The organism is Cupriavidus sp. FW305-27 (assembly GCF_058787995.1).
In genome coordinates this window covers 103,941-122,411 of the sequence record NZ_JBYTAG010000003.1, presented here as the reverse complement: position 1 = coordinate 122,411, position 18,471 = coordinate 103,941, and the positions used below count along the sequence as shown (strand labels likewise).

The 18,471-nt window shown below is 64.2% G+C and carries 18 protein-coding genes and 1 pseudogene; 13 read left to right on the top strand and 6 right to left on the bottom strand.

Going from position 1 to position 18,471, the window contains the following annotated elements:
* Positions 1–69: 69 nt before the first annotated feature.
* Positions 70–468 (bottom strand): hypothetical protein, encoded by a 399-nt coding sequence (locus AC3WRI_RS02495; protein ID WP_010810558.1) that lies wholly within the window; start codon positions 466–468, stop codon positions 70–72.
* 227 nt (positions 469–695) lie between these two features.
* On the opposite strand from AC3WRI_RS02495, the gene AC3WRI_RS02490 reads away from it, so the two are divergent.
* From AC3WRI_RS02490 to arsB, 8 genes are all read left to right on the top strand, one after another.
* Positions 696–2,147, top strand: coding sequence for an alkaline phosphatase (locus AC3WRI_RS02490; RefSeq protein WP_492292495.1), 1,452 nt, complete (start codon positions 696–698; stop codon positions 2,145–2,147).
* A gap of 26 nt (positions 2,148–2,173) precedes the next feature.
* On the top strand, positions 2,174–3,562 hold the full coding sequence (locus AC3WRI_RS02485; protein ID WP_011615543.1) for an alkaline phosphatase: 1,389 nt from the start codon (positions 2,174–2,176) through the stop codon (positions 3,560–3,562).
* A gap of 100 nt (positions 3,563–3,662) precedes the next feature.
* Positions 3,663–4,358 carry a hypothetical protein gene (locus tag AC3WRI_RS02480; protein WP_010810561.1) on the top strand — a complete coding sequence of 232 codons (696 nt, stop codon included), beginning with the start codon at positions 3,663–3,665 and terminating at the stop codon, positions 4,356–4,358.
* Between the two features lie 118 nt (positions 4,359–4,476).
* Positions 4,477–4,794, top strand: a complete 318-nt coding sequence (locus AC3WRI_RS02475; RefSeq protein ID WP_010810562.1) for an ArsR/SmtB family transcription factor — start codon at positions 4,477–4,479, stop codon at positions 4,792–4,794.
* Positions 4,795–4,807: 13 nt separating this feature from the next.
* Complete coding sequence (locus AC3WRI_RS02470) at positions 4,808–5,290, top strand: ArsI/CadI family heavy metal resistance metalloenzyme (protein ID WP_492292493.1); 483 nt, start codon at positions 4,808–4,810, stop codon at positions 5,288–5,290.
* Positions 5,291–5,299: 9 nt separating this feature from the next.
* Entirely contained in the window at positions 5,300–5,794 is a 495-nt protein-coding gene (locus AC3WRI_RS02465) for an arsenate reductase ArsC (RefSeq protein WP_011615540.1), read from the top strand.
* Between the two features lie 13 nt (positions 5,795–5,807).
* Entirely contained in the window at positions 5,808–6,302 is a 495-nt protein-coding gene (locus AC3WRI_RS02460; protein WP_011615539.1) for an arsenate reductase ArsC, read from the top strand.
* A 16-nt stretch (positions 6,303–6,318) separates the two neighbouring features.
* Entirely contained in the window at positions 6,319–7,395 is a 1,077-nt protein-coding gene (arsB, locus tag AC3WRI_RS02455; RefSeq protein WP_010810566.1) for an ACR3 family arsenite efflux transporter, read from the top strand.
* 55 nt (positions 7,396–7,450) lie between these two features.
* Here the strand turns inward: arsB and AC3WRI_RS02450 are convergent, their stop codons facing one another.
* On the bottom strand, positions 7,451–7,816 hold the full coding sequence (locus AC3WRI_RS02450) for an ArsR/SmtB family transcription factor (RefSeq protein ID WP_037024078.1): 366 nt from the start codon (positions 7,814–7,816) through the stop codon (positions 7,451–7,453).
* Between the two features lie 153 nt (positions 7,817–7,969).
* Between AC3WRI_RS02450 and AC3WRI_RS02445 the strand changes: the two genes are divergently transcribed.
* From AC3WRI_RS02445 to phbB, 4 genes are all read left to right on the top strand, one after another.
* Entirely contained in the window at positions 7,970–8,407 is a 438-nt protein-coding gene (locus AC3WRI_RS02445) for a YciI family protein (RefSeq protein ID WP_011615537.1), read from the top strand.
* Between the two features lie 626 nt (positions 8,408–9,033).
* Complete coding sequence (locus AC3WRI_RS02440) at positions 9,034–11,112, top strand: copper-transporting P-type ATPase (protein ID WP_492292522.1); 2,079 nt, start codon at positions 9,034–9,036, stop codon at positions 11,110–11,112.
* Positions 11,113–11,477: 365 nt separating this feature from the next.
* Complete coding sequence (gene phaP3 / locus AC3WRI_RS02435) at positions 11,478–12,035, top strand: TIGR01841 family phasin PhaP3 (protein WP_011615535.1); 558 nt, start codon at positions 11,478–11,480, stop codon at positions 12,033–12,035.
* Between the two features lie 243 nt (positions 12,036–12,278).
* Positions 12,279–13,022 carry an acetoacetyl-CoA reductase gene (gene phbB / locus AC3WRI_RS02430; RefSeq protein ID WP_010810571.1) on the top strand — a complete coding sequence of 248 codons (744 nt, stop codon included), beginning with the start codon at positions 12,279–12,281 and terminating at the stop codon, positions 13,020–13,022.
* Between the two features lie 34 nt (positions 13,023–13,056).
* Here the strand turns inward: phbB and AC3WRI_RS02425 are convergent.
* Positions 13,057–13,164 (bottom strand): annotated as a pseudogene (locus AC3WRI_RS02425) (magnesium transporter CorA); the annotation flags it as partial.
* Positions 13,165–13,208: 44 nt separating this feature from the next.
* Positions 13,209–14,972, bottom strand: coding sequence for an ABC transporter ATP-binding protein/permease (locus AC3WRI_RS02420; protein WP_439667993.1), 1,764 nt, complete (start codon positions 14,970–14,972; stop codon positions 13,209–13,211).
* A 244-nt stretch (positions 14,973–15,216) separates the two neighbouring features.
* On the opposite strand from AC3WRI_RS02420, the gene AC3WRI_RS02415 reads away from it, so the two are divergent.
* Complete coding sequence (locus AC3WRI_RS02415) at positions 15,217–16,134, top strand: LysR family transcriptional regulator (RefSeq protein WP_439667992.1); 918 nt, start codon at positions 15,217–15,219, stop codon at positions 16,132–16,134.
* 18 nt (positions 16,135–16,152) lie between these two features.
* On the opposite strand, the gene AC3WRI_RS02410 is transcribed toward AC3WRI_RS02415, so the two are convergent.
* A complete protein-coding gene (locus tag AC3WRI_RS02410) occupies positions 16,153–17,571 on the bottom strand; it encodes a heavy metal sensor histidine kinase (RefSeq protein ID WP_439667991.1) in 1,419 nt (472 codons plus the stop codon).
* A complete protein-coding gene (locus tag AC3WRI_RS02405) occupies positions 17,568–18,251 on the bottom strand; it encodes a heavy metal response regulator transcription factor (RefSeq protein WP_010810575.1) in 684 nt (227 codons plus the stop codon). Before AC3WRI_RS02405 ends, AC3WRI_RS02410 begins: the two co-directional genes overlap by 4 nt.
* Positions 18,252–18,471 lie beyond the last annotated feature (220 nt).

The window sequence follows — 18,471 nt, the reverse complement described above, 5'->3', positions numbered from 1 at the left end:
AAAGCCTCCAGGGACGACGACTGCTGCCCGCATGGAAGCAGGCAGCACCAGGTGACGTCGAGCCGGAGGCTAAGTCTGGAAACTGCAGTGAAGGACGGTGAGGGGAGGCGGTGCGCGCGCCTCTGCCTCGGCGCGCAGCCCAACGCGAACCTCCGCCAGGACCACGCGCGTTGGCTCAAGCACGCGCATCAGCACCGGCATGAAGGCCGGAAGCTGCGGCGAAGCATGGTCGGCGTTCCTGGAATCGGCCTGGCAATGCGCCAGGCAAAGCCCGCTCTGGTCGATGTCCTGCTGGGTGTCACTGGCGGCCATATCGGCGCAGGATTCGGTCATCGCCGCCATCGTGCCGCTGTGTTCCGCCTGGTAGCGGCTGCCGGTACAGGCGTACGCCGCCACTGCCAGCTGGGCTGCCAGGAAGACAACGAGGAGGAAGCCGGCGAACCATGGCCGGCGATGCGATTTGCTCACGAGAGCGGTGCCTGTTTTGGCGACAATATATCAGTGTTCGGCGCCACCAGGCAGCATCGCTACTGCGGCAGCTTGCCGCACAGGTGGGCCGTTCGCGAACATAGCGAACGGCCTGATGCTGCACTTTCGCATGTTTTCCTGCAGCGGCAACGATGCCGTCCTGTGACACGTCACGGTGCCGAAATATTCGTCGTGCATCCTCCCGCCAAAACCAACGGGGAGGAAATATGAGGCGTCTTTCAATACTGGCAGCCCCGCTGCTGGCGCTGGCCGTGGCGTCCTGCGGCAGCGATGATGACAACAATGCGCCGGTCACGCAGCCGCCGGCTGCCGGCAGCACCGCGCCGACGAAGAACGTCGTGTTCTTCCTTGGCGACGGCATGGGCATGACGACCATGACCGCGGCGCGGATCTACAAGGTCGGCGAGGATGGGGACCTGACCATGGATACGCTCCCCGAGAGCGGGTTTATCCGGACCTATTCGAACAACGCGCAGGTGACCGACAGCGCGCCGTCGATGGCGGCCTACATGACCGGCGTCAAGATGAACAACGAAGTCATCTCGATGACGCCGGAGACCAATGCCTTCGACGCCAGCGGCAAGGACTACCTGTCCGGCGCGGACAGCACCTGCCCGGCTTCCGGCAACGGCCAGAGCGTGCCGACGCTGCTCGAGCAGATGAAGGCGGCAGGCTACGGCACCGGCGTGGTCACCACCACCCGCATCACGCACGCAACCCCCGCCACGACCTACGCGCACGTGTGCCACCGCGACGCCGAGAACACCATCGCCGCGCAACTGGTGCCGCACGGCGCTGGCTACAACAGCGCGCTTGGCGATGGCGTCGATGTGATCTTCGGCGGCGGCCGCAAGCACTTCCAGAACAAGGCCGCGGGCGGCGCCCGCACCGACGGCCGCGACCTGGTCGGCGAGCTGACCAAGGCCGGCTATGCCTACGTTTCCAGCAAGGCCGAGTTCGACAAGATCGACGCCGCCAGCGCGAAGAAGGTGGCAGGCCTGTTCACGTCCAGCCATATGGCCTACGACCTGGACCGCGTGCCCGGCGATGAACCGAGCCTGGCGGAGATGACCGGCAAGGCCATCGACGTGCTTGCCGCGAAGAGGAAGGGCTTCTTCCTGATGGTGGAAGGCGGCCGCATCGACCACGCATTGCATGAAACCACCGCGCGCAAGGCGCTGCAGGACACCGTGGCCTTCGACACCGCGATCAAGACCGCGATCGACAAGCTCAACGTGATCGACCCGGGCCTGAAGAACACGCTGATCGTCGTCACCGCCGACCATGACCACACGCTGGTGCTGAACGGCTACGCCAAGCGCACCGGCCCCACCAGCGACAGCAACCCCGGCGTGCTGGGCCTGCTGAAGAACTACGTGACCGGCGCCCTGTCCACGGACTCCGGCGGCAATCCTTTCACCATTATCGGCTTCGGCACCGGCGAGAACCGCCCGGCCACGCGCACCGCGCTGACCGATGCACAGGTCTACGACAAGAGCTATCACCAGGAAGCCGCGATCCCGACGGCGGCGGGTGGCGAGACCCATGGCGGCACCGATGTCTTTATCGGCGCACTGGGCAACGGTGCCGAATCCTTCGCCGGTGTGATGGACAACACCGACGTGTTCGGCCTGATCAAGACGGCCATCGGCCTCTAAGCCACTATCGCTGACGGAATAACGCCATGAAACTCATCATTCGTACCGGCCTGTCCGCACTTGCGGCTGCCTGCGCCTGCATTGCTCTCCCTGCGCAAGCCGCGGGCGAGGCCAAGAATGTCATCTTCTTCCTGGGCGACGGCATGGGCCCGACCACCGTCACCGCTTCGCGCATCTACAAGTATGGCGAGACGGGCAAGCTCAACATGGAGTCGCTCAAGCGCACCGCGCGCGTGAAGACGTATTCGAACGACGCGCAGACCACCGACAGCGCACCGTCGATGGCGGCCTACATGACCGGCGTGAAGATGAACAACGAGGTCATCTCGATGTCGGCCGATACCAAGGCCAGCGACGGCACCGGCAAGGCCTATGTGACCAGCGCCGGCGACAGCACCTGTCCCAGCGGCAACGGCGCGCCGGTCGTGACCGTGCTGGAACTGGCCAAGGCCGCCGGCAAGTCGGTCGGCGCGGTGACCACCACGCGCGTGACCCACGCGACGCCGGCGGCCACTTTCTCGCACGTCTGCCACCGCGACGGCGAGAACAATATCGCCGCGCAGGCAACGCCCGGCAACGCCGGCTACAACACCGCGCTCAAGGATGGCCTGGACGTGCTGCTTGGCGGCGGCCGCCGCCAGTTCCTGCCCGACAGCGTCACGGGTGGCAAGCGCACCGATGGCGTCGACCTGACCACGCAGTTCCCGGGCTACACCTACGTGACCACCGGCACCGCGTTCAAGGCCGTTGACCCGGCATCCACCAGCAAGCTGCTCGGCCTGTTCAACATGGACCACCTCAACTACGAGCTGGACCGCGTCAAGAACAATGTCGACGAGCCCAGCCTGGCCGACATGACCGAGAAGGCCATCCGCATCCTGCAGAAGAACGGCAACGGCTATTTCCTGATGGTGGAGGGCGGCCGGATCGACCATGCGCTGCATGGCACCAACGCCAAGCGCGCGCTGGAAGACACGATCGCGTTTGACGATGCCATCAAGCGTGCGCTGTCGATGGTGGACCTGTCGAACACGATGATCGTGGTCACTGCCGACCACGACCATACGATGACGATCAACGGCTACTCGCATCGCGGCAACCCGATCCTGGGCACGGCAACGGACATCAAGACCAGGCAGCCGGCCACGGCGGCCGACGGCCTGCCTTACACCACGCTGGTGTTCGGCAACGGCGGCGGTCCGCGCAAGACCCCGCGCGACAACCCCGCGCTGGTGGACACCACGGCCGACGGCTATCTGCAGGAAGTTGGCGTCAACCTTGGCTCGCCGGGCTCGGAAACCCACGGCGGCGGCGATGTGATGCTGTTCTCGACGGGGCCGGGCAACGCCGCGCTCAAGGGCACCATCGACAACACCAAGGTGTTCAGCGTCGTAAAGTCCGCGCTGGGCCTGTGATGCCGGCCGCGGCCTTGCTGCACGACTGAGCACAGGGTCTTTTGATGCCATGCGCGCGCCGGTTGCCGGCGTGCGCATTTTCGCTTTCTGAACGGATTTCATGAAAACCAAGCAAGCCACTCCCGTCCTCGCACTGCTGCTGGTCTCGGCAGCCTTCACTGCCGTGGCGGCGGAACCGTCCAAGGCCTCCGGCCCGCTGGCGCTGCGCGTGCAGCATGAGTTGTCGGCGCTCGGGGCCGACGGCGTGCGCCGCGACATCTACTTCACCGAACGTGTCTACCGCGAGGGCGGCACGGTCTGGATCGAGCGCGAGATCCCGCACGGGGCGCACGACGAAGCCGAGCACGCCAAGGCAGACAAGGGCCACAAGCACATGGACATGTCGGCCGCCGCGCGCTGGATCGAGCGGCAGCCGTCCGGCAAGCTGTCGGTGCGGCTGGTCAGCGACGCCATGCGCAAGACCTTCGAAGTCAGCCCGGCCGAATACGGCAACATCGGCTTCGACGGCTCATGGGCGACCGCCTACCACCTGCTGGATCCGGCAGCGCTCAAGACCATGAGCGCGAGCGGTCCTGCACGCGGCGGTGTGCAGGAGTACCGCGCGAAGCGCGGCGATGAACAGGTGACGGTCCAGTGGGACGTGGCCGGCCAATATCCGCGCCTGGTCCAGTCGCGCAATGCCAGCGGCACGCAGAAGAAGATCACGCGGGTGACCGCCGCTGCCTTGCCGCAACCCGCTCCGTGGAACCGCACCCGGCCCTATGCGAAAGGTGAGTACACGGATCTGATGGACTAGTCCGCGGCTATCGCAGGCGCGGTTGTCCTCTGGACAACTCGGACGACGGGCAGGGTGCCAGCGGCGCTTCGCCGGATCAGGCATTGCATCAATCCTATATTTCTAGTATTGTAGAAATATGGAAGAATATGATGTTGTCCGCTCCCTTGCAGCCTTGGCCCACGGGCTGCGCCTCCAGGTCTTCCGGATGCTGGTCGTCGCCGGCCCGGGTGGCATGACGCCCGGCGCGATGGCCGAGCGGCTGGACGTGCCTGCGGCCACCCTGTCGTTCCACCTGAAGGAACTGGCACACGCCGGCCTGGTGACGCAGGAGCGGGACGGACGCAACCTGATCTACCGCGCCGCTTTCGCGCATATGAGTGCGTTGCTCGGCTACCTGACCGCCAATTGCTGCGAAGGTGTCGAGGACAAAGCGGCGGTTCCCTGCCACTGCTGATGGAGATGTTCCGATGAAGCGCTTTCACGTTCACGTCCATGTCGACGACCTTGGCAAGAGCATTGCCTTCTATTCGAAGCTCTTTGCCGCTGAACCGACGCGAGTCGAGAGCGACTACGCCAAATGGATGCTCGAGGATCCGCGCATCAACTTCGCGATCTCCACGCGCGGCCAGGGGACGGGCGTCGACCATCTCGGTTTCCAGACCGATGACGCCGCCGAGCTTGCTGAACTGAAAGCGCGCGCCGAGGCGGCCGACATGGCGCTGCTGGACCAGGGTGAAACCACCTGCTGCTATGCCCGCAGTGAGAAGCACTGGGTCACCGATCCGCAGGGCATTGCATGGGAGCACTTCCATACGCTGGGCAACGTCCCGGTATTTGGTGAAGGCAAGGCCGAAGCGGCGTCCGCCGAAGGCTCCGCCTGCTGTGCACCGCGTGCCCCGCGCGGCAAGCCGATCGGAATTCCAGTGAACTCCAACTCGTCGTGCTGCTAAGGACTCGCCATGAGCGCCAGCGTCTACAACGTTCTCTTCGTCTGCAACGGCAATTCGGCCCGTTCGATCCTGGCCGAGGGACTGATGAACCATCTTGGCCAAGGCCGCTTCCGCGGCTATTCGGCAGGCAGCCACCCGACTGGCGTGGTGAACCCGTTCGCGCTGGAAGCGCTGGAAAAGCTGGGTCTTCCGACCGGCGGGTTCCGCAGCAAGAGCTGGGACGAATTCGCGCGAGATGGCGCCCCGGCGCTCCACTTCGTGTTCACGGTGTGCGACAAGGCCGCCGGTGAACTCTGCCCGGTCTGGCCGGGCCAGCCGATGACCGCGCATTGGGGCGTGGCGGATCCTGCAGCCGGTGAAGTATCGGACGAGCGCAGGCAAAAGCTGGTCCGCGAAGCGGCGGTAATCCTCACGCGACGCATCGAGTACCTGCTCGCACTCCCCATCGATAAACTGGATGCCGTAGGCCTGCAACAGGCCGTACGGGACATCGGCCAACGCTGACTCTTTACTGTCCATGACTACAAACGTTCTGATCCTGTGCACCCACAACTCTGCCCGCAGCGTGCTGAGCGAAGGGATGCTCAACCATTGGGCCAGCAAGCTCGGCAAGGATGTGCGCGCCTTCAGCGCCGGCAGCGCACCGAGCGGGCGCCTGAACCCGTTCGCACTGGAAGCGCTGACCAGTGCCGGCGTCGACGTGAGCGGCTACCGCAGCAAAAGCTGGGACGAATTCGTCGGCGACAACGCGCCGGAAATGCGGATCGTGATCACGGTCTGCGACAGCGCCGCGGCGGAACAGTGCCCATATTGGCCGGGCAGCCCGGTCAAGGTGCACTGGGGCTATGCCGATCCGTCCAACGCCCTGGGCGGCGACGAGGGCAAGCGCCTGGCATTCGAGCTGACGCGCGAGGCCATTGGCTACCGCATGCTGCAACTGCTGGCGTTGCCGCTGGAAGGCATGAGCAATGCGCAGCTGCAGGACGCGCTCAACGCGATCGCGAAGAACTGAAGGCGCCGGAACTCCAATGAATCAGAACGCAACCACCCACGCCCCCATTTCGACCAAGCCCGCCATCGGCTTCTTTGAACGCTACCTGACCATCTGGGTGGCCCTGTGCATCGTCGTCGGGATTGCGCTGGGGCAGGCGATGCCAGGCGCGTTCCAGGCGATCGGCAGCATGGAGTACGCCCAGGTGAACCTGCCGGTCGGCATCCTCATCTGGATCATGATTATCCCGATGCTGCTGAAGATCGACTTCGGCGCACTGGGCCAGGTGAAATCCCACTGGCGCGGCATCGGTGTGACGCTGTTCATCAACTGGGCGGTCAAGCCGTTCTCGATGGCGCTGCTGGGCTGGCTGTTCGTGCGGCACCTGTTTGCGCCCATGCTGCCCGCCGAGCAGCTCGACAGCTATATCGCCGGGCTGATCCTGCTGGCCGCGGCGCCGTGCACGGCGATGGTGTTCGTGTGGAGCCAGCTGTGCAAGGGCGACCCGTATTTCACGCTGTCGCAGGTGGCGCTGAACGATGCCATCATGGTGGTGGCGTTCGCGCCGGTGGTGGCGCTGCTGCTTGGCCTGTCGTCAATCACGGTGCCGTGGGATACGCTGCTGACGTCGGTGGCGCTGTATATCGTGGTGCCGGTGGCGATTTCGCAGGTGTTGCGCAAGCTGCTGCTGAGCAAGGGCGTGGCGCATTTCCAGCGGGTCGTGGGCAAGCTCGGTCCTTATTCCATCGCCGCGCTGCTGCTGACGCTGGTGCTGCTGTTCGCGTTCCAGGGCCAGGCCATCATCGAGCAACCGCTGGTGATCGCGCTGCTGGCCGTGCCCATCCTGATCCAGGTGTTCCTGAACTCCGGCCTGGCGTATCTGCTGAACCGGAAACTGGGTGTGGCGCATTGCGTGGCGGGCCCGTCCTCGCTGATCGGCGCCAGCAATTTCTTCGAGCTGGCCGTGGCGACGGCCATCAGCCTGTTCGGCTTCAAGTCCGGGGCGGCGCTGGCAACGGTGGTCGGCGTGCTGATTGAAGTGCCGGTCATGCTGCTGGTGGTCAGCATCGTCAATCGGACCCAAGGCTGGTATGAAGCGGGGCGCAAGGCCTGACGCCCGCCCCAAGGCACTCCGATCCCGGCGGCCGTGATGCTCAGGCTGCCATGGCTCAGGCCGCTTCGGTCGAGACGCCGCGGCGTTTGGTGGCCGCCGGCTTGCATGCCACTTCCGGCACGCCGCAGCCCTGCGGATTGCCTTGGCAGCAATGTTCCGTCAGGAAGGCAATGAGCGCGTTCATCGTCTCGAATTGCGCCCGGTAGATCACGAACTTGCCTTCCTGCGTATTCTTGATGAGACCCGCGTGGACCAGTTCTTTCAGATGGAAGGACAGCGTCGCGGGTGCGACACCCAGCGCTTCGCGGATCCGGCCCGCGCTGACGCCGTCCGGGCCGGCCTGGACCAGCAAGCGGAAGATCGCCAATCGGGAATCCTGGGCAAGTGCAGCGAGCGCTGCTACGGCGGTTTCATTCTTCATTGGTCGAACTGTAGAGGTACTGGCGCGGTCCGCGCAAGTCAGGTGCCGTCGAATTCAACTATTCTGATTGGATCCTGCTTCCGGCGCCCGCCGCCGCGGCGGTTCCCGCTTCGGGGTCTTGTGGCGCCAACGATTCCTTCAAGGAGAACCACAATGCGTGTCATGGTGATGGTGAAGGCCACGAGCGAATCAGAAAGCGGCAAGATGCCAAGCACGGAGTTGCTTGCGGCAATGGGCAAGTTCAATGAAGAGCTCGTCAAGGCGGGCGTCATGCTTGCGGGCGAGGGCTTGCACCCTAGCGCAAGGGGAAAGCGGGTGCGCTTTTCGGGCGATCAGCGGACTGTGACGGACGGGCCGTTCCCGCAGACCAGCGAACTCGTTGCCGGGTTCTGGTTGTGGCAAGTCGAGTCAATGGATGAGGCTGTCGAATGGGTCAGGCGCTGCCCCAATCCCATGGAAAGCGAGTCCGAAATCGAAATTCGCCCGCTGTTCGAGGTCGAGGACTTCGGTGCTGAATTCACGCCAGAACTGCGGGAGCAGGAAGAGCGGCTGCGCGCTGAAGTTGAAGGGCTTGCGAACAAGGCGCGCTGACGGGAGCCCAAACGCACAGGGCAAGGCGGTTGCCTCGCCGCCCAACGCTGGTTCTTTCGGCGTTGTCCATCTCCACGGCATGGAGCACCGTAGACCTGGATGTCCTCTTGCGGGGCGCGCCGAATGCAAAAGGTGTGCGCGTCCATCGACCGTAGTCATCTCTTGGCGGCTGACCTCGCCCCTGAAGGCGACGTCTCATTGGCGGCCAACTGATCCTGGACCGAGGCGCGTTGGCCTTTGAGCACAGTCCCGTGCTTCCTTGGCCTTGACCTTCCAACGATGGGAACCTCTAAGCTGGGGTCATCAGGCGTGACATGGACGTCCCACCGCGAATGGCCGTCGTCTTCGCATCATGAGCGTGTCATGAAGGTAAAAGGCACGCCGGATGACGCAGTGGATGCCCGGCCCGACAACTGAAGGAAGCAGCCAGGATGAACAGGACAAGCAACGAACGCGATGCAACCGAGCCTGGCCGCCACAGCGCCGGTGCACATGGCTCGACTCAGGACCAGTCCAGTCCTGTTCATCACGAGCATGCGCATCACCATGACCACGTTCATGAACCGGCTGGCACTGGAGCCGGGGCGGCGCAGCCCGCTGCCGAGGGAACGATTTATACCTGTCCCATGCACCCGGAGATCCGCCAGGATCATCCCGGCAACTGCCCCAAGTGCGGCATGGCGTTGGAACCGTTGTTGCCGGAACTGGATGAAGGCGAGAACCCCGAGCTGGTGGATTTCCGTCACCGCTTCTGGTGGACGCTACCGCTCACCGGTGTGGTGTTCGTCATGGCCATGTTCGGGCATCGCCTTGGCTGGATGGAGGTGTCGACCCAGAGCTGGGTCGAGCTTGCGCTGGCGACGCCTGTGGTGCTGTGGGCAGGCTGGCCGTTCTTTGTGCGGTGTTTCCACTCGATCGTCAACCGTAGTCCGAACATGTGGACGCTGATCGGAATCGGCACCGGTGCGGCCTATGTCTACAGCGTCATTGCGACCGTCATACCTGGCGCATTTCCGCAGGTGTTCGCCGAGCATGGCCGTATCGGTGCCTACTTCGAGGCAGCGGCGGTGATCATTTCCCTCACGCTGCTGGGTCAGTTGCTTGAACTCAAGGCCCGCTCCCAGACTTCCGCCGCCATCAAGTCGCTGCTGGGACTGGCGCCCAAGACGGCGCGGCGTATCGGTCCCGACGGCGCCGAAGAGGACGTGCCGCTCGCCCGTGTCCACGTGGGCGACCTGCTGCGCGTGCGGCCCGGCGAGAAGGTGCCGGTCGATGGCGTGGTAACGGAAGGCACCAGCGCGGTCGACGAATCGATGATCACTGGCGAGCCCATTCCGACCACCAAGCGCGTCGGCGACCGCGTCATCGGCGCCACGATGAACACTTCGGGCAGCCTTGTCATCCAATCCGAAAAGGTCGGCTCCCAGACCGTGCTGTCCCAGATTGTCCAGATGGTGGCGCAAGCGCAGCGATCGAAGGCACCGATGCAGCGGATGGCCGACCAGGTTGCCGGCGTCTTCGTCGTCGGTGTCATCGGCATTGCGGTGCTGACCTTTGTCGCGTGGGGACTCTTCGGCCCCGAGCCGAGCTGGGTGTTCGGACTGATCAATGCCGTCGCGGTGCTGATCATCGCATGTCCGTGCGCGCTGGGTCTCGCCACGCCGATGTCCATCATGGTTGCAAGCGGGAAGGGCGCTTCCAGCGGCGTGCTGTTCCGCGACGCCGCTGCAATCGAGAACCTGCGCAAGGTCGATACCCTGATTGTCGACAAGACCGGGACGCTTACCGAGGGTCGGCCGGCTTTTGAGCGTGCGATCGGCATCAATGGCTATGCCGAGGAGGACATGCTGCGGTTAGCTGCCAGCCTGGATCAGGGCAGCGAGCATCCCCTGGCTGCCGCGATTGTTGCAGCAGCCCGTGAGCGCGGCCTGCAGTTGGAAAAGCCGGAGGGCTTCGAGTCGAGCTCCGGGATTGGGGTAAGAGGCAAGTTGGGAGGCAGCAAGGTCGCGATCGGGAATACTGCGCTCATGGAAGCCGAAGGCGTTCCCATCGATCCGCTCGTGGCGCAGGCCGATGAGCTGCGGGCGCAAGGCGCCAGCGTGATGTATCTTGCCGTCGATGGCAAGCTTGCTGGCCTGCTCGCCGTTTCGGATCCGGTCAAGGCCACCACGCCGGAGGCGCTGGCGCATCTCAGGGGAGAAGGTATCCGTGTCGTGATGGCGACCGGCGACGGGATTGCGACGGCGAAGGCGGTGGCCGGGAAACTTGGCGTTGACGAGTTCCACGGCGAGGTGAAGCCGGCGGACAAGCTTGAACTTGTCAGTTCGCTGCAACAGGCAGGCGCGGTGGTGGCGATGGCGGGCGACGGCATTAACGATGCGCCGGCGCTGGCGAAGGCCGACGTCGGTATTGCCATGGGCACGGGCACTGATGTCGCGATGAACAGCGCTCAGGTCACGCTGGTCAAGGGGGATTTGCGCGGGATTGCCCGTGCCCGGAAACTCTCGCAAGCGACCATTCGAAACATGAAGCAGAACCTCGGCTTTGCGTTCGTTTATAACGCATTGGGCGTTCCGCTGGCGGCGGGCGCTCTGTATCCAATGACAGGCCTGTTGTTGTCGCCCATGATTGCGGCGCTGGCGATGAGCCTGAGTTCTGCCTCGGTCATTACCAATGCGTTGCGGCTCAGGAAGGCTGCGACGTGAGGAATACCGGCAGCTCGGGGCTGCCCTGTGTGGCCGCTCAGGGCCCATTTCCATTTTCCCCTTGCTGTATTCAGAGATCCGTTCCAAGCGTCTGGGGTGAAGTGCGCCCTACACATGTCATGCACTGCAACATTTCTGCGTAAGCACATGTAAATTTAGAGACGTACGACGCACTTTTATTGTCATGTTTTAAAGACTTTTTGGGTATATACCTAGGGATCAAATTAGAGGAAACCCTCTAGGATTCGCACTCGGATGCTGCGCTGCAGGATTGGTGGCGCTGTCAATCCGGAAGCCAAACCGAAGCGGATTCACGTTGCAAACTGTTGCGCGAATCCGTTCGATCAATCCACAGGAGATTTTGCATGTCCCCTTTTATGCCCGAGCAATTTGCTGCAGTGCAAAAGTCCAGTCTGAACCAACTGTTCGCGCTGACGAACATGGCTTTTGACGGCTTCCAGAAGTTGACCGAGTTGAACCTGCAGGCAGTCAGGACGACGCTTGCCGAAGGCCAGGGCAATATCGAAGCGGTGCTGGCCGGAAAGGACCTGCGTGAAGTGTTCGCCGTGCAGGGCAATCTGGCACAGCCTGCCGCGGAGAAGGCGGTTGCATATGCACGCCATGTGTACGAAATCGCATCGAACACGCAGGTGGAACTGACCAAGGCAGTCGAGGGCCAGTACGAACAGCACAACCGCAATGTGCAAGCCTTCGTTGACAACTTCGTGAAGAACGCGCCAGCCGGGTCTGAAGCGATCACCGCGCTGCTGCAATCGAGCGTTGCAGCCGCCAGCAGCACCTTTCAATCCTTCCAGGACGCCGCGAAGCAGACGGCTGAAGTCGCCAAGGCCAACTTTGCCAAGACCGCCGCAGCGGCCTCCGGCGCGGCCCAGCAGGCGGCGCCCCGCGCTTCCAAGCAATAACGGCGTGCGGCTGGCCAAGCAGGCCAGGCCAGCGCGCTGAACATAGATCGCAGGCTTGCAGGCCACAGCACTGCGACGCCAATCTTCCCGCATCGGTATACAAGCTGGGCCCGGAGTCATCCGGCCCGGCTCGCCCTCGCTTTGTCCGCGCCAGGGCAGCGGGAATGTGCTCGGGACAATCAGGCAAGAGCCCGTCCCGGCAAGGCAGGGGTCTTTCAACTTTACGAGAATGAAGCAGGCAGGATGATGAAGAAAATTGCACTGGTAACAGGTGGTATGGGTGGGCTGGGAGAAGCCATCAGCATCAAGCTGCACGACGCAGGCTATGCGGTGGTGGTGACGCACTCGCCGGGCAATGCGGCCGCCCAGGACTGGCTTGCCGCGATGGCCGCCGGCGGCCGCGAGATGCGTGCCTACGAGGTGGATGTATCCGACTACGATGCCTGCCAGGCTTGCGCGGCGCAGATCCTGGCTGACGTAGGCCGCGTGGATATCCTGGTGAACAACGCCGGCATTACCCGCGACATGGCCTTCAAGAAGATGGACAAGCCGAACTGGGACGCCGTGATGCGGACCAATCTCGACTCGGTGTTCAATCTCACCAAGCCGCTTTGCGAAGGCATGGTCGAACGCGGCTGGGGACGCATCATCAACATCTCATCGGTCAACGCATCCAAGGGCGCCTTCGGCCAGACCAACTATGCCGCCGCCAAGGCCGGGATGCACGGCTTCACCAAGTCGCTGGCGCTGGAAGTGGCAAGGAAGGGCGTGACCGTCAACACCGTCTCTCCGGGCTACCTTGCCACCAAGATGGTCAACGCCGTGCCCAAGGAAATCATGGAGACCAAGATCCTGCCGCAGATTCCGGTCGGCCGCGTCGGCAAGCCGGAAGAAGTCGCAGCGCTGATTGCCTACCTGTGCTCGGAGGAAGCGGCCTACGTGACCGGGTCCAATATCGCCATCAATGGCGGGCAGCACATGCAGTAAGGGTGCTGGGCCAGGCGCCGCCAGGCGAATGCGCGGCGCGGGCCCGTTGCAGCCGCACCGGCCCGCGCCGCATCGAACCCAGGTCGGCGCGGTTGCCTTGCAGGCGCTGCGACAGCAACTGGTCCTCGATTTGGGCGACGTTCGACGTTAGCACTGCACGATGATGGTTGGGGGCGGGCCGGATGCCTACCAGCCAAAGCGATAGTCCCTGGTCGGATGCAGCCACCACTTTCCGTTCCCGGGCAGTTCCAGCACCTGGTGGTGGAACTTCAGCAGCGTGGGCCGGTGGCTGACGCTGACAAGCGTCGACTGCATGTCGGCCAGCAACTGGTACATGGCTTCCTCATTGCTGATATCCAGGGCACTGGTCGCTTCGTCCAGCATGACATAGCGCGGCTTTGACAGCAGTACGCGGGCGATGGTCAGCCGCTGCTGCTCGCCAAGGGACAGGACTTTGCCCCAGTCCACTTCCGTGTCCAGGCCGCCAAAGCGGCCAGCGATGTCCTTCAGGTTGACCGCTTCCAGCAGCTTCAGAAGCTCCTCGTCGGGGATCCGCTGGCCGATGTGGTTCGGGTATAGCAACTGGCTGCGCAGGCTGCCGACCACCATGTAAGGATGCTGCGGCAGGAACAGCATTTCCTGCGGCATTGGCCGCACGATGCATCCCGTGCCGTTGTTCCACAATCCGGCGATCGCGCGCATCAGCGAACTTTTGCCGCCGCCGCTGGCGCCGACGATAAGAAGGCCCTCTCCCGGGTTGACCGACAGCGTCAGGTCGGTGACCAGCGTTCGCTCCTGATTCGGCGTGCGCAAGGTCACATGTTCCAGCGCCAGGCGGGAGTCATGGATGGACTCGATCGTGGTGGCCGGCTTCACGGAGGCTGCTGCCGTCCCGGTCAGCGAGATGGAGAATGTGTCCAGTCGATCCAGCCCCGCCACGAAGCGGCTCAGGTCTTCAAAGTTGTCGACGATCACGGTCAGCGCGTTCAGGATGGCGGCGAACGCGCCGGCCGCCTGGATGGCGCTGCCGACTTCAAGCTCGCCGGAAAGCACGCGTGAAGCGACGATGGCGCTGGGCAGCAGGATGGTCAGGAAGCCATAGGCATACTGGAACATGTTCAGGCTCAGCTGCCACTTGATGAGCCGGTCGAAATTCTGGAAGGCCTTGCCAAAACGGCCTCTCACATGGGATGACTCCAGCGCCTCGCCGCGATAGAAAGCGATGGACTCGGCGTTCTCACGCACCCGGATCAGGCTGAAGCGGAAATCCGCCTCCCGCCTTAGCTGGAAGAAGTTCAGGCCGATCAGGACGCGGCCGAAGAAGAAGATGGAGACAAATGTACCGGCGATGGCATAAATGACAAGAAAGTAGACCAGCTCCCTTGAGATCGACCACAGGACGGCGCTGAAGGCGATGAGCTGCAGCAGCGCGCCGATACCGATTGAAAGGAAGAACAGGGATTGCCGCGTGAAGGTATTGATGTCCTCGGCGATGCGCTGGTCCGGATTGTCGATCGCGGCATCTGAATTGAGCTTGTAGTAGACCCGGCCCTTGAAATACCCGTCCAGATAGTGATGCGTCAGCCAGCGTCTCCAGAGCAGGCTCAGCTTGTTCCTCAGGTAGTAATAGACCGCGTAGATGGGGACGGCAACCATCAGGATATAGAGACACTTCCTGATCGAGGCCCAGAAACGATCCGCGTCTTGCGCTGCCAGGGCCGAGGTGAATTCACCGGTTTGCTGGACGATCAGTACCTCGGTCTGGGTCTGGCCCAACAGCAGCAGGATCAGCAGGACCAGCAAGCCGGAGGCTTTCCATTTTTCCCGCGAGAACCAGTAAAGTTTTGCAATGGCCCAGTATCGGGTCCACACATGCCGGGTGGAAGTGACGGGACGTTTCCCTGGGGACGAAGTGGTGCCGGTGACCCGCGACTCAGGAACGGCGCTCATATCCCATCTCCCAGCACTAACCGGATTGCATACTCGCCACATGGCCCGGCACGGGACACGTGGGAGAACGGCAGAAGACTATTAATGAAATATAGGCTAGCAGCATCGATGCCTGGCTGATTCGTGGTCCCTGCCCGCAGTCAAGGACCCGACCCCGGACAGGCGAGCGGAGATCTGGCTTGACGCGCGCCCGGAACCTGATTCCAATCCGGAAGTGACCTTCCCGCTATGACAGCCCCTCCGCATGGACCGCTTCGACGCGCTGCAACTCTTTACCCGGATCGTGGAACTGGGCTCCTTCACCGGCGCCGCCAGCGCGCTGGACATGCCACGCGCCACCGCCACGCACGCCATCAAGGAACTTGAGGCCCGCGTCGGCGCGCGCCTGCTGGAGCGCACCACGCGCCAGGTGCGCCCCACGCTGGACGGGCAGGCGTTCTATGAGCGCAGCAAGCGCGTGCTGCAGGACCTGGAAGACGCCGAGACCTCGCTCAGCACGCAGGTGGCCAACCCGCGCGGCACGCTGCGGCTGGACCTGCATGGCACCCACGCCACCATGATCATCCTGCCGCGCATCGGCGAGTTCCGGGAGCGCTATCCGCATATCGACCTGATCGTCAGCAGCGGCGACCGGCTGGTCGACCTGGTCGGGGAGGGCATCGATTGCGTGGTGCGTGCCGGCCAGCCGCGCGATTCCTCGCTGGTGGCCCGGCGGCTGGCGGAAATGCCGGAGGTGCTGTGCGCCAGCCCCGCATACCTGGCCGCGCATGGCAAACCGGAACACCCGTCGGAGCTGGCACAGCACATCGGCGTGGGATTCTTCTCGCGCAACCATGACCGCCGTTATCCCTTCACGCTGACCGTCGATGGCGAGGTGCAGGAGTTCAAGGCGCGCGGCTGGATCTCGGTAAGCGATGCCGAGTGCTATACCAGCGCGGCGCTGGCCGGCTGCGGCCTGATCCAGGTGCCGCGCTTCCGCGTGGAAGAGCACCTGCGCGCGGGACGGCTGGTGCCGGTGCTTGAGGCCTGGCCCTGCCCGGACTTGCCGGTGTCGGCGCTGTATCCGTTCCACCGGCAGCTGGCACCGCGGGTGCGGGTGTTTGTCGATTGGGTGGCGGGGTTGTACGTGGAGCGGTTCGGGCCGCTCCGGGGCGCGGCCTGAGGCATCAACACGGCGCAATCAGGCCGCCGCGGGGCGCGGCAGCGGCCGTGCCGGCGCGGGTGCGGCTTGCGCCGGCTCGCTGACCGGCAGTGTCATGCCGATCCGGATCGCGTCCGCCTGCACCTGCGCGAACACGCTGCCGCCGTGCATGGTGGCGATTGCCTTGACGATGGCCAGCCCCAGTCCGTGGTTCTGCCGGCTGTCGCTGCGCGCGGCGTCGGCGCGGTAGAAGCGATCGAACAGCCGCTCGGGCCGGATCGTGTGCAGGCGATCGGATTCATTGCGCACGGCGATGGTCAGCGTGTCCGCCGATTGCGCGATCGTGACCGTCACCGGCCGCCCGGGCCGGCCGTGCTGCAGGGCGTTGCTCATCAGGTTGGTCAGCGCGCGCTGCAGCAGCGAGACGTTGACGCGCACGCGTGCATCGCCGGTCACGTGCAGCGTGGCGCCGGCTTCCTCGAACAGCATGTCGAGGAAGTCCGCGCTGCGCCGGACTTCCTGGGCGACCGAGACCTCGACCAGGTCGCGCGCCAGCGCCCCGCGGTCGGACTGCGCCACGAACAGCATGTCGATCACGATGCGGCTCAGGCGCTCCAGGTCTTCCAGGTTGGACTGCAGGATCTCTTCAAGCTGTTCGGTGCTGCGCGGGCGCGACAGCGCCACCTGGGTCTGGCCGATGACATTGCCCAGCGGCGTGCGCAGTTCGTGCGCGACGTCGGCATTGAAGGCGGATAGCTGCTGGTAGGCGTGCTCGAGCTTGTCGAGCGCGCCGTTGAAGGCATGCACCAGGCCGCCCAGCTCGGCGGGCAGGTCGGCGTCGGGCAGGTGCTCCAGCTGCTTGGGGTCGAGCGCGCCGGCATGTTGCGACAGGCGCTCGATCGGCGCCAGGCCGGACTTGGCAATGCGCCAGCCAAGCAGGCTCACCGCGATCACGCCGAGCACCGACGACACCACCAGGGCGATGCCAAGCGTGCGGCTGGTCTCGAAGAATGCCGCCTGGTCCACCGCGACCGCGAGCGCCACCTCGGGGCGATCATTCAGCGCCGGGATGCGGCGCTTCAGCATCAGGAAGCGGTGGTCGCCGAACTCCACCGCCCACACGTCGGGTGCGCGCGGGCTGGTGTCGGCCTCGCGCGGGAAGGGCTCGCCGTAGTCGAAGCGGCGGTCGGTACTTTCGACAAAGTAGCGCACGCTGTGATCGGCCGGCGTCAGGGTGCGCAGCATGGCGGCAAAGTGCTCCCATTGCTTTTCGGTGCCCAGGCCCGCGGCCTTGGTGCCGGCCAGGTCGAAGCGGGCGCGGATCTCTCCGAGCTGGCGCTTTTCCAGTTCCACGCACTGCACGCGGTACAGCACCATGCCGGTGACGGTGAAGACCAGGGCTGCCGCCAGCCCGAACATGGCGGCCAGCCGCGCCGCGATCGAGCGTTGCCGGTTCATGCGCTCAATCCGTCGCGGTGCTCCAGCACGTAACCCATGCCGCGGATGGTATGCAGCAGCTTGGCTTCGCCGGGCCAGTCCAGCTTGGCGCGCAAACGCTTGACCGCAACTTCGACCACGTTGGTGTTGCAGTCGAACGAGATGTCCCAGACCAGTTCCGTGATCGCGGTCTTGGACACGATCTGCGCCTGCCGCCTGGCCAGCACCGACAACAGCGTGAATTCGCGTGCGCTCAGTTCCAGGCGCCGCGTGCCGCGCGTGGCGCGCCGCGACAGCAGGTCGATGCGCAGATCGCCCACGGTCAGCTGCGACGGCTCAGTCTGCCGGCCGCGCCGCGTCAGCACGTTGAGCCGCGCCAGCAGCTCCAGAAAAGAGAAGGGCTTGGACAGGTAGTCGTCGGCGCCGGCATCGAAGGCATTGAGGCGGTCATCCAGGTCGTCGCGCGCGGTCAGCATCAGCACCGGGGTCTGCTGCTCGCGGCGCAGGGACTTCAGCACCGAGACGCCATCCAGCGCGGGCAGCATCACGTCGAGCACGATCGCGTCGTAGGGCTCGGTACAGGCCAGGTGCAGGCCGTCCACGCCGTTGTGCGCGGTATCGACTACGTAGCCATTCTCGGACAGGCCGCGGCGCAGGTAATCGACCGTCTTGATCTCATCTTCGACCAGCAAGAGTTTCATTGGTCCAGTCCTCGGAATCTAAACAATATAGAAGATGTGTGCGGCTCCAACCTGTCAATCCTGTCAGTTTCCCGGTGCCGCACCGAAGCTGTGCAGCCAGGCCTTGCGGCGCGCGCTCCGCAAGCATGACAGGAGCACGTGCCGCTTTTGTTCACACTGGTGGAAAAGACTGTTTGAAGACGCGCCGCCGCTCCAGCCTGACGCAATTGTCAGCGTTGCG

Bases quoted from the DNA above. Each gene is read 5' to 3' on its own strand.
- AC3WRI_RS02405 (WP_010810575.1), bottom strand. From the start codon at position 18,251: ATGAAACTCTTGCTGGTCGAAGATGAGATCAAGACGGTCGATTACCTG.
- phaP3 (WP_011615535.1), top strand. From the start codon at position 11,478: ATGTCCCCTTTTATGCCCGAGCAATTTGCTGCAGTGCAAAAGTCCAGT.
- AC3WRI_RS02470 (WP_492292493.1), top strand. From the start codon at position 4,808: ATGAAGCGCTTTCACGTTCACGTCCATGTCGACGACCTTGGCAAGAGC.
- AC3WRI_RS02420 (WP_439667993.1), bottom strand. From the start codon at position 14,972: ATGAGCGCCGTTCCTGAGTCGCGGGTCACCGGCACCACTTCGTCCCCA.
- AC3WRI_RS02465 (WP_011615540.1), top strand. From the start codon at position 5,300: ATGAGCGCCAGCGTCTACAACGTTCTCTTCGTCTGCAACGGCAATTCG.
- arsB (WP_010810566.1), top strand. From the start codon at position 6,319: ATGAATCAGAACGCAACCACCCACGCCCCCATTTCGACCAAGCCCGCC.
- AC3WRI_RS02450 (WP_037024078.1), bottom strand. From the start codon at position 7,816: ATGAAGAATGAAACCGCCGTAGCAGCGCTCGCTGCACTTGCCCAGGAT.
- AC3WRI_RS02480 (WP_010810561.1), top strand. From the start codon at position 3,663: ATGAAAACCAAGCAAGCCACTCCCGTCCTCGCACTGCTGCTGGTCTCG.
- phbB (WP_010810571.1), top strand. From the start codon at position 12,279: ATGATGAAGAAAATTGCACTGGTAACAGGTGGTATGGGTGGGCTGGGA.
- AC3WRI_RS02475 (WP_010810562.1), top strand. From the start codon at position 4,477: ATGGAAGAATATGATGTTGTCCGCTCCCTTGCAGCCTTGGCCCACGGG.
- AC3WRI_RS02415 (WP_439667992.1), top strand. From the start codon at position 15,217: ATGGACCGCTTCGACGCGCTGCAACTCTTTACCCGGATCGTGGAACTG.
- AC3WRI_RS02445 (WP_011615537.1), top strand. From the start codon at position 7,970: ATGCGTGTCATGGTGATGGTGAAGGCCACGAGCGAATCAGAAAGCGGC.
- AC3WRI_RS02485 (WP_011615543.1), top strand. From the start codon at position 2,174: ATGAAACTCATCATTCGTACCGGCCTGTCCGCACTTGCGGCTGCCTGC.
- AC3WRI_RS02490 (WP_492292495.1), top strand. From the start codon at position 696: ATGAGGCGTCTTTCAATACTGGCAGCCCCGCTGCTGGCGCTGGCCGTG.
- AC3WRI_RS02460 (WP_011615539.1), top strand. From the start codon at position 5,808: ATGACTACAAACGTTCTGATCCTGTGCACCCACAACTCTGCCCGCAGC.
- AC3WRI_RS02410 (WP_439667991.1), bottom strand. From the start codon at position 17,571: ATGAACCGGCAACGCTCGATCGCGGCGCGGCTGGCCGCCATGTTCGGG.
- AC3WRI_RS02440 (WP_492292522.1), top strand. From the start codon at position 9,034: ATGCACCCGGAGATCCGCCAGGATCATCCCGGCAACTGCCCCAAGTGC.